Source organism: Rhizobium gallicum bv. gallicum R602sp (genome assembly GCF_000816845.1).
Lineage (GTDB): Bacteria > Pseudomonadota > Alphaproteobacteria > Rhizobiales > Rhizobiaceae > Rhizobium > Rhizobium gallicum.
This window is the reverse complement of record NZ_CP006877.1, coordinates 2,734,749-2,749,060: the sequence shown is the minus strand read 5'-3', so window position 1 is coordinate 2,749,060 and position 14,312 is coordinate 2,734,749. Positions and strand designations below refer to the sequence as shown.

Sequence of the window (14,312 nt, the reverse complement as noted above, 5' to 3'; positions counted from 1 at the left end):
TGTCTGCCAATTGATGGGAAAAAATGATCAATGTTCGATTGGGAAAATCTTCGCTATTTCGCGGCCTTGGCGCAGACTGGCACTTTGCTCGGCGCTGCCCGCTCGCTCGGCGTGGAGCATGCGACGGTCGCTCGCCGCGTCGCCGGCCTGGAGGCGCAGATGGGCGTGAAGCTCGTCGACCGGCGCGGGCGGCGAATATTGTTGACGGCTGAGGGGCAACGGGTCGCGGCGATGGCCGAGCGCATGGGCGAGGAGGCCCGGGCAATCGAACGTGTGAGCCTTGCTGCCGGCGGCAGGCTTGCCGGCGATGTCAAGGTAAGCGCACCGCCGACGCTTGCGGCCGCGCTGCTTGCCGGGCCGCTCGTCCAGCTCCGGCGCAACCACCCGGACATCGCCATCACCATTGTCGGCGAGACGCGATACGCCTCGCTCGACCGGCGGGAGGCCGACATCGCGGTCCGCATGACGAAGCCGGAACAGGGCGACTTCACCATCACCAAGCTTGGCGACGTGGCTTTTGGCTTCTATGCGGCGCCAACTTATCTGGCTTCTGTGCCGGAAGAGGACTGGAACTTCATCGCCTATGACGAAACCATGTCGAGTTCGCCGCAGTCAACTCGCCTGCTCGAGGTGGCGAACGGGCGAAAACTGTCCATCAAGGCCACGACCCTCGAGTTCCAGCTTTCCGCCGCGAAAGCCGGCGGCGGTGTCGCCCTCCTGCCGAATTTCCTCCTTGCAGGCTTGGATGGCCTCGTGAAGGCCGTTCGGGAGCCCAAGCCGCTGGCGCGCGAAGTCTGGCTTGTCGTTCACTCCGACATCAGGAATGTCCCGATCATCCGCGCAGTGATGGAGGCTTTGAAGAAAAGCTGGTCGTATTGATATCCTGTGCCGCGTTGTTGGTACGGATCGGCACGATCAAGGTGTCGGTCGGAACCTCGAGATGCTCATGCAGCCGGCGGATCATTTTGCCGAGCATCGGTTGAAGGTCCTTGCGGCTCAAGGGTCGGGCAGATGGATTGGAGAGCGTGACGCCTCATAAGCATCGATCAGCGTCGCGAGAATGTGCAGCTTGCCTGCTTTGGAAAGTGAGGTTGCTCTTTGCTGCCTCGCCCGCCACATAAGTCTCCGCGACCGCCCGGTCGTCGCCCATCGTCTGGAGCAGGAAAAGTTCTTCCGGCAGCGTCTTCACCACGTCCATCTTCAACGCCATGGCAGGCGTTGCCGCGGCGTTCAGGACGACGAGATCGGCGTCCGTGCCTTCATCCAGGGTGCCGATGCTCTCGGTGAGCGAGAGCGCCTCCGCATTGCCGAGCGTCATGTAATAATAGCTTTCAAGCGGGTTGAGGCGCTCGCCAAGGAGCTGCTGGATCTTGTAGGCTTCGTCCATGGTGCGCAGCATCGAATAGCTGGAGCCGCCGCCGATGTCGGTGGCAACGCCGATCCTGACGGGTTTTTCGCGGCGCGCCAGTGCCTTCAGCGGGAAGAGGCCGGAGCCGAGGAAGAGGTTCGAAGTCGGGCAATGGACTGCAACCGAACCGGCTTCGCTCATGGCATCTGCCTCGCGCTCGGAGAGGTGAATGCAGTGGCCGAAGAGGCTCTTCGGGCCCAGCAGGCCGTAGCGGGCGTAGATATCGGTGTAGTCGATCGCGTCCGGATAAAGTTCGCAGGCAAACCTGATCTCGTCGTGGTTTTCCGAAAGATGCGTCTGGATGTGCAAGTCCGGAAATTCCTGCGCGAGAGCCTGGGCCGCCGCCATCTGCTGCGGCGTCGAAGTGATGGCGAAGCGCGGGGTGATGGCGACGTGGTTTCGGCCCTTGCCGTGCCAGTCGGCAATCACCTGCCGCGTCTCGTCATAGCCCATCTCAGGCGTGTCGAGCAGGCCCTGCGGGGCATTGCGGTCCATCATCACCTTGCCGCCGACCATGCACATGTTGCGGCGCATGGCCTCCGAGAAGTAAGCGTCGGCGGAGGTCTTATGGACGGAGCAATAGGCGGCAGCCGTCGTCGTGCCGTGGCGGGCCAGTTCGTCGTAGAAATGCGCCGCGATCTTTTCGGCATGCGCGGATTCGACGAAGCGGCATTCTTCCGGGAAGGTGTAGGTGTTCAGCCATTCGAGCAGGTCGGCTGCGTAGGAGGCGATCACCTGCATCTGCGGAAAATGCAGGTGCGTGTCGATGAAGCCCGGCATAATGAGGTATGGGCGGTGGTCGATCTCGACCGCATCTGCCGCAGCCTTCTTCCTGATGTCGCCATAGGCGCCGATCGCCGCGATCTTGCCTGCCTCGATCAGCAGGCCGCCGTCGCTCTCGTAGCGGTAGCTGTCCGTATCAGTGACGCTGAGAGGCGCGCGCTTGAACGAGAGCAGGCGCCCGCGCAGGAGTTTCGTCATCATTGCTGTTTGCCTTCGACTGCGCTTTCGAACCAGGCGACGAGCAGTTTCCGCTCGTCCGACGTGATTTCCGTCACGTTGCCGGGCGGCATGGCATGGCTGCGGCCTGCCTGTATATAGATTTCACGCGCATGGGCCGCGATTTCCGCGTCGTTTTCGAAGATGACGCCGTTCGGCGGCCGGGAAAGGCCCTCATAGACTGGCTCGGCGGCATGGCACATCGAACAGCGCGTGCCGATCACCTCCTTGACCGCAGGGAAGTGGGGATCACCCGTAAACTGCTGGAAGGCCGGCGCGACGGCAGCCGTTTCGCTTCCACCGGTCAACACCTTGGGCACCGTCGAAAGCCACATGATGAGGATGAAGAGGATGACCGTCGCGATCCAGGTCCAGGTCGGGCGCCCCTTGCGTGCGTGCGTCGTGTTGAACCAGTGGCGGATGGTGACGCCCATCAGGAAGACGAGGGCTGCGATCACCCAGTTGAAGGCGGTGCCGAAGGCTAGCGGATAATGGTTCGACAGCATGAAGAAGATGACTGGCAGCGTCAGGTAGTTGTTGTGTAGCGAGCGCTGCTTGGCGACCGCGCCGTATTTCGGGTCCGGCGTGCGTCCGGCGATAAGGTCGGCGACGACGATCTTCTGGTTCGGAATGATGATCATAAAGACGTTGGCCGACATGATTGTCGCCGTGAAGGCGCCGAGATGCAGGAAGGCGGCGCGGCCGGTGAAGAGTTGCGTATAGCCCCAGGCCATGAAGACGATCACGCCATAGAGCACCGCCATCAGGCCCCAGGTGTTTTTGCCGAGCGGCGACTTGCAGAGCAGGTCGTAAACGATCCAGCCGATGGCCAGCGAGGCGAGCGAGATCAGGATCGCGACAGGCGCGCTGATGTCCAGCACATGGCGGTCGATGAGGAAGAGGTCGGCTCCGCCATAATAAACGATGCAGAGCATCAGGAAGCCGGAGATCCAAGTGAAGTAGCTTTCGTATTTGAACCAGGTCAGATGCTCCGGCATCTGCGCCGGCGCCACCAGATACTTCTGGATGTGATAGAAGCCGCCGCCATGCACCTGCCACTCCTCGCCATAGGCGCCCGGCGGAAGATGCGGATGCTTCATGAGCCCGAGATCAAGCGCGATGAAATAGAAGGACGAGCCAATCCAGGCGATCGCGGTGATGACGTGAAACCAGCGTGTCGCAAAAGCCAGCCATTCCCACGCTATGGCATATTCATACATTCAGTTCCCCTGTCTTCCTCCGACTCGCCACATTGCAGAAAGTTGCGCCGGGAGGGAAGGGGTAAGACGCCAGCCGCTTGCCTTGCCGAGGAGCACGTATCGGCGATTGTTTCCCTCGATTATTATGAAGGCAGCGGATTTGCCGTCCCGCGCAATTCATTTCTGTGAAATTTCTGGCAGTTCAATGGTCAGGAGTGGCTTGATCGAAGCAGGGTTGCCAAAAAGTCGAGTTCTGCCGAGCGTCTCAAACGGGTAACACCGATCATTCGACGCGGCCGCGATTGAGGCTGACCCCGAGAGCATTGCCGTCACGCATTTCCGCACGATAAGCCTCAATTCGGTCTCCGTCAGCATGGATTATGTCACCGTGAGGTCATTGAAACTTGCGGACGGTTTAAGGCAGCACGTCTGGTTTGAGTATGTTGCACTGCAGAATTTAGTGATCCTTGAAATGTCACGACCCGGTTACAATTACCATTATGGGCCGCCAGGATGAGGTGGAAACCGCATTGAGGCGGCGCATTCATCGACGGAGAAGATGCCCATGCGCAGCATTCTGGCAGGTGTGATGATTGCGTTCGCGTCGAGTGTGAGTGCCCACGACGCGCCAGCGGGTTGGTCTTACGAACCCTTCTGTTGTAACGGCGACAACCATACTGGCGATTGCCAGATGATTCCTTCAAAAAGCGTCAAGGTGACGCCCAGAGGGTATCGGGTGACGCTGTTGCCCGGCGACCACCGGCTGGTGACGCGGGCGCATGTCTTCATGCTGCCGATGACAAAGGCGATGCAATCCGGCGATGGCGAATATCACCTCTGCCTGTTCCCGAACGAGGACACGCCGCGCTGCTTCTACGCGCCGGAAATGGGCTATTGAGCGCCGCTCAAAGAGCGTGCGCGTCCATCTCGCCGATGATCCAGTTCCGGAAGGCCCGGATCTTCGGCACATTCCTTCGGCTTTCCGGATAGGCGAGCCAGTAGTCGGCGCCGTCGTAGCAGACGAGGTCGAAGGGCTGGCAGAGCCTGCCAGCGGCGAGATCGTCCGAATAAAATTCCGGCGTCAGGATCGCAACGCCTTGGCCGGCAATTGCGGCACTTGCTTCAAAGGACTGCGCGCCGAGCCTTGAGCGGGGACGACCGGCAAGATCGGGGTTTGGTACGCCGGCCTCGGTGAACCACTGGAGCCACCAAGGGTCTCCGGCATCGATAAGCCGCAGCTTCAGCAGGTCGGACGGTGAATGGATGCCGCCGATCGACTCGGCCAATGCGGGCGCCAGCATCGGTGTAAACGTCACCTTCATCAGCATATGGGAACGCAGGCCCGGCCAGTTGCCTTTGCCGCTGCGCAGTGCAAGGTCCGCGGACTCGCGCGAAAAATCGATCAGCGTGTCTGAGGTTTTCAATCTTACCGCAGTGCTCGGATATTTCAGGTGAAACGAGCCTATGTGTCTCGCCAGCCACTGCGCCGCAAAGGTCGGAGTCGAGTGGATAAGCAGCATTTCTTCTGCTGCGGCGCTGACGGAGGCGACTGCTTCGCTCAGGACGGCAAAACCCTCCGTCACCCTCGGCGCCAGCCGTTCGCCGGTATCCGTCAGGCTGATCTGGCGCGGGCGGCGCAGGAACAGCGGTTCGCCGATACTCTCCTCCAGCAGTTTCACCTGGTAACTCACAGCCGTCTGCGTCATGCCGAGCTCTTCGCCCGCCTTCGTGAAGCTGCCGAGCCGCGCCACGGCTTCGAAGACGCGCAGCGCATTCAACGCGAACTGTTTCGACAGCTTCATGGATAAGTTCTCTTTATGCACATAGACGGTTGTTCGATTGGAATTGCAGCATTTTTAGCGGCAATCTGCAAGCCATAGCATCAGTTGAACAAGGGTGAGGTCATGGATTGCCATGCTATCGAAGAGAACAAAAATCTCGTCAATCTTTCGCTTTTGTCACTTGTTTCAGGCGTGACAGGGTGGGCTTTTGGCAAGATATTCCACCCGTCGCGGCTCGATCTCGACGGCATTCCCGATCGCGTGAAGCGCGATCTTGGCTTCCTGGACGGGCGCGATCCCCGTTACGAGAGCGATCTGTGCCGATAGGCCGAAAGTGCCGTCAGTATTTCGGCAGCGGTCATGGCGGCGATCACTTCCGGCCGCTTGTCCCTGACAACCGAGCCGCCGATCGGCAGCGTGAGGCGGTCGAGCCAGTTCCGTTCGCCGCCTTCGCGCGAAAGCCAGTTTGCAAAGGTTGCCCGTTTCGTGGCCGAGCCGATCATGCCGGTATAGGCAAGATCGGTTCTCGCCAGCGCCTCGCGGGCGATCAGAAAGTCCAACGCATGGTCGTGCGTCAGGATGACGACGGCCGAGCCCGCGGGCATTTCCTTCACCAGCGCTTCCGGCATCGGCGTAAGCTGCGTCTTCGCTTCCGATGGCAGGTCAGCAAGCTCTTCCTTACGCGTCTCGACCACTGTCACGAAGAGCGGCAGCGGCGCAAGTGCGGCCGCGAGCGCATGCCCGACATGGCCTGCGCCGAAAAGATAGACCTCCGGAAGGCGTGACGTTTCTTCGGCTTGCCGTGCTTTCAGCTCTGTCATCAGATCATCCGTCACCCGCCGGAACCGCAACTCAGCACGCCCGCCGCAGCATTGCCCGATCTCCGGCCCAAGCGGAACATTCATGGTCGCCCTGCCGCTGCCTATAAGCAGGTCTCGTGCGTTGCGGATCACCATGAACTCCAACTGCCCGCCGCCGATCGTGCCCCAGGTGGCATTTTCGGCGACGAGCATGAAGGTGCCGGCTTCGCGCGGCGTGGAGCCTTGGGTTTCGACAATGTCGACGAGGATGATGGCGGGGTGTGCGCTCGTAAAGGCGAGGAAAGAGGACGTCATGGCGCGAAAGCACTCCCCTCTGTCCTGCGTGACACCTCCCTCACAAGGGGAAAGATCGAAATGGTGCGGGCTTGCCGCCAAACGATGGGCGAATTGCCGCAGCCTGCTGATTGCCGGGAGCCATCGCCTCTAGCCGGGCAAGTCTTGCTCCCCCGCTTATTCACCTTGGCTTGAGGCATTAGTGAGCCAGCCACTCTCACACCCGCTTCATCCGCTCCACCGCCATCAGTACCCGCTCCGGCGTTGCCGGGGCGTCGAGCCGTGGGCAGACCTTGTAGTCGGCGACGCTGGCCACCGCCATCGAGAGTGCTTCGAGCACGGAGATCGCCAGCATGAGCGGCGGTTCGCCAACGGCCTTCGAGCGGCCGATGGTGGGCTCGGCATTCTCCGACCATTCGGCGAGACGGACGTTGAAGATCTTCGGCCGGTCGGAGGCAAGCGGGATCTTGTAGGTCGAGGGCGCATGCGTGCGCAGCCGGCCCTTGTCGTCCCACCAGAGTTCTTCCGTCGTCAGCCAGCCCATACCCTGCACAAAGCCGCCTTCCACCTGGCCGATGTCGATCGCCGGATTCAGCGAGCGGCCGACGTCGTGCAGGATGTCGGTGCGGTCAATCAAGTATTCGCCGGTCAGTGTGTCGATCGAGACTTCGCTGCAGGCGGCGCCGTAGGCGAAATAATAGAACGGCGTGCCGCGCCCTGCTGCCCGATCCCAGTGGATTTTCGGCGTCTTGTAGAAGCCCGCTGCCGAGAGCTGCACGCGGGCGAAATAAGCCTGCTTGATGAAATCGGGGAAGGGGATTTCCTTCTCGCCGACGCGCACCCGGTTCGGCAAAAAGACGATTTCTGCCGGATCGATGCTCCATTTGTCTGCGGCGAAGGCAACGAGCCGCTCCTTGATCTGCCGCGCAGCGTCATAGGCGGCCATGCCGTTCAGGTCGGAACCGGAGGAGGCGGCGGTCGCAGACGTGTTCGGAACCTTGCCGGTGGTCGTCGCGGTGATCTTCACGCGGTCGATATCGACCTGGAAGCTTTCGGACAGCACCTGCGCCACCTTGGTATAAAGGCCCTGGCCCATCTCCGTGCCGCCATGGTTCAGGTGGATCGAACCGTCCTGATAGATATGCACCAGGGCGCCCGCCTGGTTGAAGGCCGTCATCGTGAAGGAGATGCCGAATTTCACGGGCGTCAGCGCAATGCCCTTGCGGATGTAGCGGCTGTCGCGGTTGAAGCCGATGATGGCATTGCGGCGGGCCTGGTAATTGGCGCGCTCCTCCAATTCCTCGACGATGCGCAGGATGATGTTGTCTTCAACTTCCTGGTGGTAGGGCGTCGTCGTGCGGCCGGAACCGGGCTGGCCGTAGAAGTTCAGTTTGCGGATTTCGAGCGGGTCCTTGCCAATCGCATAAGCGATCTCTTCGATGAAGCGCTCGGCTCCCAACATGCCCTGCGGCCCTCCGAAGCCGCGGAAGGCAGTATTCGAGGGGGTATGCGTCTTCAGCGGCATCGAGGTCAGATGCACATGCGGATAGAAATAGCTGGAATCGGCATGGAATAGGGCGCGGTCCGTCACCGGGCCGGACAGGTCCGACGAGAAGCCGCAGCGCGCCGCATAGGTTGCGTCGACAGCGTGGATGCGGCCTTCATTGTCGAAGGCGAGCTCGTAATCCACCAGGAAGTCGTGGCGCTTGCCCGTGGCGCTCATGTCCTCGTCGCGGTCGGGGCGGAATTTAACGGCACGTTTCAGCTTTTTGGCGGCGATGGCGGCAAGCGCTGCAAACTGGTTGCCCTGCGTTTCCTTGCCGCCGAAGCCGCCGCCCATGCGGCGCACATTCACCGTAACGGCATTCGACGGAATGTTCAGCACGTGGCCGACGATATGCTGGATTTCGCTCGGATGCTGCGTGGAGGACCAGACGGTCACCTCGTCGTCCTCGCCGGGGATCGCCATGGCGACGTGGCCTTCGAGGTAAAAATGCTCCTGCCCGCCGATGCGTATTTGGCCCTTCAGCCGGTGCGGGGCATTGTCCATCTCGGCCTTGGCATCGCCGCGCTGCAGTGTCATCGGCGCGATGACGAGCGGGCTGCCGTTTTCGAGCGCGCCGTCGATATCGCTCCAGTGCGGCAGATCGCGATACTCGATCTTCGCCTTCTGTGCGGCCTTCCGTGCTGCATCGCGGGTCTCGGCGATCACCGCAAAGACCGGCTGGCCGTGGAACTCGACCTCGGTTTCGGCAAGCAGCGGCTCGTCATGGCTGCCATTTGAACTGACGTCGTTGACGCCCGGCACGTCCTTGCCGGTGAAGACCCAAAGGACGCCGGGGTGCCGGCGGACTTCGGAAAGGTCCATGCTGAGGATCTCGGCATGGGCGCGCTCGGACATTCCGAGCGCGCCGTGCAGCAGGCCCGCGGGTTCCGGAATATCGTCGATATAATCGGCAGTTCCGGTGACATGCTTATGCGCTGAATCATGTTTCAGCGCGCTGTGCATGGGACCGCTGATGATGACCTTGGCGGTGTCGAAGGTGGATTTATCCATCAGATGGCTCCTCCGAGTTGCCTGCACTGGCGTTTGGTGCCGGCTCTCGCTGCTCAGGCGTGGGTGCTCGGCTTAAGCCCGAGCATGACGGCCCCGGCGGGGAGAAGGTGGCGGCAGCCGGATGAGGGGGGCCGCTTGCGACGATGTTGATGATCGTCATCACGCCACCCCCTCGAACCGCTTCAATTCCACTGGCGTTCCAACCGTTTCCAGGTAAAAGCGCCTCAGCAGGTTCTTTGCCGTCAGTTGCCGGTATTCGGCGGTGGCGCGCCAGTCGCTCAGCGGCTGGAAATCGGCGTCGAAGGCGTCGCGTGCCCTGTCGACCGTTTCCTCGTTCCACGGTTTGCCGATGAGATCGGATTCGACGGTGCGGGCGCGCTTCGGCGTTCCGGCCATGCCGCCGAAGGCGATGCGGATGTCGTTGACGTCGCCTGCCTCATCGAGTGTTAGATAGAAGGCGCCGAGCACGGCAGTGATGTCCTCATCGCGGCGTTTGGTGATCTTGTAGACCGCGAACTGGCTGCCTTCGGCCGGGTAGGGCATGAAGACGCTCTCGACGAATTCGCCAGGCTTGCGGTCCTGGTTGCCGTAGTCGATAAAATAATCCTCGAGCCGCAGCATGCGCGTGCCCGTTGCACAGCGCAGCTTCAGCGTGGCGCCAAGCGCGATCAAAGGCGGCGGGCTGTCACCGATCGGCGAACCGTTGGCGATATTGCCGCCAATCGTACCCATGTTGCGCACCTGTTCGCCGCCGATGCGGTTGATGAGATTGCCGAGCGTCGGTAGCTTCGGCGCAAGGATTTCGAAAGCCTTGGTATAGGTGACGCCCGCACCGATCGTCACGCCGCCATCCGTGGTCTTGATCGCCTGCAGTTCGTTCAGGTGATTGATGAAGATGGCAGGACTCAAGGCGCGCATCTGTTTCGTCACCCAGAGTCCGACATCGGTGGAACCGGCGATGACGGTTGCCTGCGGTTCATCGGCCAGAACGCGCGCCAACGCCTCGACCGAGCCGGGAACGATCAGCCGGTCCTCGCCGGAAACAATGGTGATCGTTTCGCGTGTCTGCATCGCCCAGAGCCTGGAGACGATTTCAGAGCGGGTCTTTTCGAGCGGATCAAAGAGCGTGCTCGGACGCGCACGGCCGACGGCTTCGGCCGCCTTGACGATCGGCTCGTAACCGGTGCAGCGACAGAGATTGCCCTGAAGCGCCTTTTCGATCTCGGGCCGTCCGGGTTTTTCGTTGGAAAGCCAGAGGCCATAGAGCGACATCACGAAGCCCGGCGTGCAGAAACCGCATTGCGAACCGTGGTAGTCCACCATCGCCTGCTGTACCGGATGCAGCGTGCCGTTCCTGGCGGCCAGATGCTCGACGGTGACGACATGCGTGCCGTTCAGCGATCCTAAGAAGCGAATACAGGCATTGACCGTCTCATAGAAGAGCTTGCCGTCGAGCAAGCGGCCAACGAGCACCGTGCAGGCGCCGCAATCACCCTCGGCGCATCCTTCCTTCGTGCCGGTCAGCCGGCGCCTCAACCGCAGAAAATCGAGAAGCGTCTCGGAGGGGTAGACATCGCTCAGCGTGATGTCCTCGCCGTTGAGGATGAAGCGGATGCTGTCTTTCATGTTGTTCCTTGTTCTTGTTTTTGAAATGGTTATGCCGCAGTCCAGCCCCCGTCAATCGAGATGTGGGTGCCGGTCACCTGCCGGGCGTCGTCACTGGCGAGGTAGAGCGCCATGGCGCCGATCTCCTCGGCCTTGACGAATTCGCGCGTCGGCTGGGCCTTGAGGATGACCTCGGTCTTTACCTGTTCCTCCGTCATCCCGCGGGCCTTGGCGGTATCCGGTATCTGCTTTTCGACGAGCGGCGTCAGCACATAGCCGGGGCAGATGGCGTTTACCGTCACGCCGAATTCGGCAAGTTCGAGCGCCGCTGTCTTCGTCAGGCCTAATATACCATGTTTTGCGGCCACATAGGCGGATTTGAAAGGCGAGGCGACGAGGCCGTGCGCCGAGGCGATATTGATGATGCGGCCATGCTTCTTCGCCTTCATCTGCGGGATGGCGGCGCGCATCGTATGAAACGAGCTCGACAGGTTGATGGCGATGATCTGGTCCCATTTCTCGATCGGGAAATCCTCGATCTTCTCGACATGCTGGATGCCGGCATTGTTGACCAGCACGTCGACGGTGCCAAAGGTCTTCGCCGCCGTGGCGATCAGGTCTGCAATCTCCGCGGGTTTCGTCATATCCGCTGGGTGGTAGAGGGCATTTCCCTCGGACAGCGATTCAAGCCGTTCCACTATCGCCTTGATTTCGTCCGCCTTTCCGAAGCCGTTGATGACGACATTGTCGCCCTTTCGGGCAAAGGCGGTGGCGATCGCAAGCCCAATGCCGCTGGTGGATCCGGTGACGACAACGGTTCTCTTCATGCTGTACTCCCTATGGCTTGTTTTCGCGACGCAATATCGCGAAGGTTATGCCCAAAGCGGCGCTTCTGGCAATCGCGCGGGAGAGACGATTTGCAGGCTGGAAAGAGAGCAGCCGAGCGCTGGTTCTTTTTCGTTTTATTTTCTTTTCAGGTTCGCTTTGGTGCCTTATTGATTTCTGCAACAAGGCAATGCGCATGGGAGGGACAGGCGTGAGCGGATATGTTTTGGCGATCGATCAGGGCACGACATCGACGCGGGCGATCATTTTCGATAGCGAGATGAGGATCGCCGGCGCGGGCCAAAAGGAGTTCACGCAGATCTATCCGCGTTCCGGCTGGGTCGAACACGATCCGGAGGAGATCTGGGATTCGGTGGTCTCCACCATCCACATGGCGCTGCGCGAGGCGAAGATCGAAGCCAAGGACATCGCGGCACTTGGCATCACCAACCAGCGCGAGACTGTTGTCGTGTGGGAACGCGAGACCGGCAAGCCGATCCAGAACGCCATCGTCTGGCAGGACCGCCGCACGGCGAGATACTGCGACAATCTCAAGCGCCAGGGCCTCGAAAAGACGTTCACGAAGAAGACCGGGCTGATCCTCGATCCCTATTTCTCGGGCACCAAGCTTTCCTGGCTGCTGGCCAATGTGAAGGGAGCACGGGCGCGTGCCGCCAAGGGCGAGCTTTGCTTTGGCACCATCGACACCTTCCTGATCTGGCGGCTGACCGGCGGCAAGAGCTTTGTCACCGACGCCACGAATGCCTCGCGCACGCTGATGTACAATATCGCCGAGAACAAATGGGACGAAGACCTGCTCGAAATCCTGCGCGTGCCGGCCGCCATGCTGCCGCAGGTGAAGGACTGTGCAGATGAGTTCGGCGTTGCCGATGCCTCGATCTTCGGCGCCGCGATCCCGATTCTCGGCGTAGCCGGCGATCAGCAGGCCGCGACCATCGGCCAGGCCTGCTTCGAGCCTGGCATGATGAAATCGACCTACGGCACAGGCTGCTTCGCGCTCTTGAACACCGGCGCCGACTTGGTGCGCTCCAAGAACCGGCTGCTTACCACGATCGCTTACCGCCTAAACGGCGAAACGACCTACGCGCTCGAAGGCTCGATCTTCATTGCTGGCGCGGCCGTGCAGTGGCTGCGCGACGGCCTCGGGATCATCGACCGCGCTTCCAAGACCGGCGAGCTTGCGGAACGGGCCGACCCGACACAAGAGGTCTATCTCGTCCCCGCCTTCACCGGACTTGGCGCGCCGCATTGGGACCCGGAGGCGCGCGGCGCGATTTTCGGCCTCACCCGCAACAGCGGTCCAGCCGAATTCGCCCGCGCGGCGCTCGAAGCCGTGTGCTACCAGACCCGCGACCTGCTTGATGCCATGCAAAAGGACTGGAAGAACGGCAAGGACGACACGGTGCTGCGCGTCGACGGTGGCATGGTCGCCTCCGACTGGACGATGCAGCGGCTGGCAGACTTGCTCGAAGCTCCCGTCGATCGCCCGGTCATCCTCGAAACCACCGCCCTCGGTGCTGCCTGGCTTGCCGGGAGCAGGGCGGGTGTGTGGCCCGACCGCAAGACCTTCTCCGCCAGGTGGAAGCGCGACCGGCGCTTCGAGCCGGACATGGATGAGAAGACGCGGGCCGCCAAGGTCAAGGGATGGCGCAATGCTGTAAAGCGGACGTTGAGCGAAGTTTAGCGTTCGTCTTGGCGCAGCTATTGCCCGCTTTAAGCGGCAATTGCTTGCCGCTTGCGCCTTGCGGGGGGAACGTAGAGCCAGCCGGCGCCGCTGCGATCGGCAACGGCCTTGATGGCGAGCGACAGGCCGATCGCGATGATCACGACAAGAGGTGCGGTCACATAACCGCTTGCCGCGTGCGCCTTCACCAGCGTTGCGATCGCCGCCACAAGCAGGGAAGCAATCATGACGTGCGTCACATAGACCGGAAGCGTGTTACGCCCGAAATAGGCGAAAGCGTGCCGAACTGGCTGCAGCCGCGACATCAGTACAGCGGTTCCGCAAAGCCATGCCAGGCCGGCGATGGAAGAGATCAGCGCCCAACTGCCTTTCTCGATGGCCTGTAGCCGCCAGCGCAACAGATAGAGTGCCGCAAACAGCAGGAAGCCGCCGAATGCCATCAGAAGCGGGCGCTGCGTGATCGTGCCGACCACGGATTTTCCGTACCAGCAACCGAAGAGGAAGAAGACGAAATACTGCAGCACATTGCGATGGGTAAAGAGATCGATCTGCAGATGCTCGCCGAAAGTCAGGATCGAGACCATGGCGGCGATCGCGATCGACGTCGCATGATGGGCGGAAGAAAGAAGCTTCGTGGCGACCATGAAGATTGCCAGTGCCCAGATGAACCAGATGCCTGTATTGGGCGCCCACCACATCTCGATCAACTGGTAGGGATCGCTGCCTTCGGCCGGTACCAGGGCATTGGTCTGGATATAGTGGAAGAACAGCCAGCGCGCGGTGCTCCAGACGGCGAAGAGATAGATGAGCAGCCAGATCTTCCGGCTCAGGAAGTCGCGCCAGGGCGCCTGTACGGCCGATGCCGCAAGAAAGCCGGAGACGGTGAAAAACAGCGGCATCCGGATCGGCGTCATGATGCCGCTGATGCGGGCATAAAGGTCCGGCGCAATCTCGTGGAAGTCGTGGTAGAGGAGCGTGTGGTAGATGACCACGAGGATGATCGACATCCCCTTGGCGATGTCGAGCCAATCGATGCGGGTCTTTTCCTGCCGCATGGTTCCCTCTCTCGACCGTGCACTGCAGCAGGAAACAAATAGACGAAATGCGTCAAAAGCGTGGGCGTATCGCCAATCTCTATC

At 61.2% G+C, this 14,312-nt stretch carries 12 protein-coding genes; 4 read left to right on the top strand and 8 right to left on the bottom strand.

What is annotated here, in order from left to right; translation table 11 throughout:
• The first annotated feature begins 30 nt into the window (after nucleotides 1-30).
• Nucleotides 31-879, top strand: coding sequence for a LysR family transcriptional regulator (locus RGR602_RS13635; protein WP_039845554.1), 849 nt, complete (start codon nucleotides 31-33; stop codon nucleotides 877-879).
• A 154-nt stretch (nucleotides 880-1,033) separates the two neighbouring features.
• Here RGR602_RS13635 and guaD read toward each other — a convergent pair whose 3' ends face one another.
• Both guaD and RGR602_RS13625 read right to left on the bottom strand, forming a co-directional pair.
• Nucleotides 1,034-2,392: a guanine deaminase gene (gene guaD, locus RGR602_RS13630; RefSeq protein ID WP_052451556.1), complete on the bottom strand. Its 1,359-nt coding sequence runs from the start codon at nucleotides 2,390-2,392 to the stop codon at nucleotides 1,034-1,036.
• Nucleotides 2,389-3,627, bottom strand: coding sequence for a urate hydroxylase PuuD (locus tag RGR602_RS13625; RefSeq protein WP_039845553.1), 1,239 nt, complete (start codon nucleotides 3,625-3,627; stop codon nucleotides 2,389-2,391). Before RGR602_RS13625 ends, guaD begins: the two co-directional genes overlap by 4 nt.
• 544 nt (nucleotides 3,628-4,171) lie before the next feature.
• Between RGR602_RS13625 and RGR602_RS13620 the strand changes: the two genes are divergently transcribed.
• Entirely contained in the window at nucleotides 4,172-4,504 is a 333-nt protein-coding gene (locus tag RGR602_RS13620; protein ID WP_022714113.1) for a hypothetical protein, read from the top strand.
• Nucleotides 4,505-4,511: 7 nt separating this feature from the next.
• Here RGR602_RS13620 and RGR602_RS13615 read toward each other — a convergent pair whose 3' ends face one another.
• Nucleotides 4,512-5,408 (bottom strand): LysR substrate-binding domain-containing protein, encoded by an 897-nt coding sequence (locus tag RGR602_RS13615; RefSeq protein ID WP_039845552.1) that lies wholly within the window; start codon nucleotides 5,406-5,408, stop codon nucleotides 4,512-4,514.
• A gap of 102 nt (nucleotides 5,409-5,510) precedes the next feature.
• Here RGR602_RS13615 and RGR602_RS13610 point away from each other — a divergent pair, with 102 nt between their 5' ends.
• On the top strand, nucleotides 5,511-5,714 hold the full coding sequence (locus RGR602_RS13610; protein WP_039846865.1) for a hypothetical protein: 204 nt from the start codon (nucleotides 5,511-5,513) through the stop codon (nucleotides 5,712-5,714).
• On the opposite strand, the gene xdhC is transcribed toward RGR602_RS13610, so the two are convergent.
• From xdhC to RGR602_RS13590, 4 genes are all read right to left on the bottom strand, one after another.
• Nucleotides 5,690-6,502, bottom strand: coding sequence for a xanthine dehydrogenase accessory protein XdhC (gene xdhC / locus RGR602_RS13605; protein ID WP_039845551.1), 813 nt, complete (start codon nucleotides 6,500-6,502; stop codon nucleotides 5,690-5,692). The two genes, RGR602_RS13610 and xdhC, sit on opposite strands and share 25 nt — an antisense overlap.
• A gap of 196 nt (nucleotides 6,503-6,698) precedes the next feature.
• On the bottom strand, nucleotides 6,699-9,038 hold the full coding sequence (gene xdhB, locus RGR602_RS13600; protein ID WP_039845550.1) for a xanthine dehydrogenase molybdopterin binding subunit: 2,340 nt from the start codon (nucleotides 9,036-9,038) through the stop codon (nucleotides 6,699-6,701).
• A 159-nt stretch (nucleotides 9,039-9,197) separates the two neighbouring features.
• A complete protein-coding gene (gene xdhA, locus RGR602_RS13595) occupies nucleotides 9,198-10,664 on the bottom strand; it encodes a xanthine dehydrogenase small subunit (RefSeq protein ID WP_039845549.1) in 1,467 nt (488 codons plus the stop codon).
• A 29-nt stretch (nucleotides 10,665-10,693) separates the two neighbouring features.
• A complete protein-coding gene (locus RGR602_RS13590) occupies nucleotides 10,694-11,470 on the bottom strand; it encodes a 3-hydroxybutyrate dehydrogenase (RefSeq protein WP_039845548.1) in 777 nt (258 codons plus the stop codon).
• A gap of 209 nt (nucleotides 11,471-11,679) precedes the next feature.
• Between RGR602_RS13590 and glpK the strand changes: the two genes are divergently transcribed.
• Nucleotides 11,680-13,173 (top strand): glycerol kinase GlpK, encoded by a 1,494-nt coding sequence (gene glpK, locus RGR602_RS13585; RefSeq protein WP_039846864.1) that lies wholly within the window; start codon nucleotides 11,680-11,682, stop codon nucleotides 13,171-13,173.
• A 29-nt stretch (nucleotides 13,174-13,202) separates the two neighbouring features.
• On the opposite strand, the gene RGR602_RS13580 is transcribed toward glpK, so the two are convergent.
• Complete coding sequence (locus RGR602_RS13580; protein ID WP_039845547.1) at nucleotides 13,203-14,228, bottom strand: acyltransferase family protein; 1,026 nt, start codon at nucleotides 14,226-14,228, stop codon at nucleotides 13,203-13,205.
• Between the last annotated feature and the right edge of the window lie 84 nt (nucleotides 14,229-14,312).

What these genes read in the sequence shown, in the direction of transcription:
- xdhB (WP_039845550.1), bottom strand. Translation starts at nt 9,038, where the DNA reads ATGGATAAATCCACCTTCGACACCGCCAAGGTCATCATCAGCGGTCCC.
- xdhC (WP_039845551.1), bottom strand. Translation starts at nt 6,502, where the DNA reads ATGACGTCCTCTTTCCTCGCCTTTACGAGCGCACACCCCGCCATCATC.
- xdhA (WP_039845549.1), bottom strand. Translation starts at nt 10,664, where the DNA reads ATGAAAGACAGCATCCGCTTCATCCTCAACGGCGAGGACATCACGCTG.
- RGR602_RS13635 (WP_039845554.1), top strand. Translation starts at nt 31, where the DNA reads ATGTTCGATTGGGAAAATCTTCGCTATTTCGCGGCCTTGGCGCAGACT.
- RGR602_RS13610 (WP_039846865.1), top strand. Translation starts at nt 5,511, where the DNA reads ATGGATTGCCATGCTATCGAAGAGAACAAAAATCTCGTCAATCTTTCG.
- RGR602_RS13625 (WP_039845553.1), bottom strand. Translation starts at nt 3,627, where the DNA reads ATGTATGAATATGCCATAGCGTGGGAATGGCTGGCTTTTGCGACACGC.
- RGR602_RS13615 (WP_039845552.1), bottom strand. Translation starts at nt 5,408, where the DNA reads ATGAAGCTGTCGAAACAGTTCGCGTTGAATGCGCTGCGCGTCTTCGAA.
- RGR602_RS13580 (WP_039845547.1), bottom strand. Translation starts at nt 14,228, where the DNA reads ATGCGGCAGGAAAAGACCCGCATCGATTGGCTCGACATCGCCAAGGGG.
- guaD (WP_052451556.1), bottom strand. Translation starts at nt 2,392, where the DNA reads ATGATGACGAAACTCCTGCGCGGGCGCCTGCTCTCGTTCAAGCGCGCG.
- RGR602_RS13620 (WP_022714113.1), top strand. Translation starts at nt 4,172, where the DNA reads ATGCGCAGCATTCTGGCAGGTGTGATGATTGCGTTCGCGTCGAGTGTG.
- RGR602_RS13590 (WP_039845548.1), bottom strand. Translation starts at nt 11,470, where the DNA reads ATGAAGAGAACCGTTGTCGTCACCGGATCCACCAGCGGCATTGGGCTT.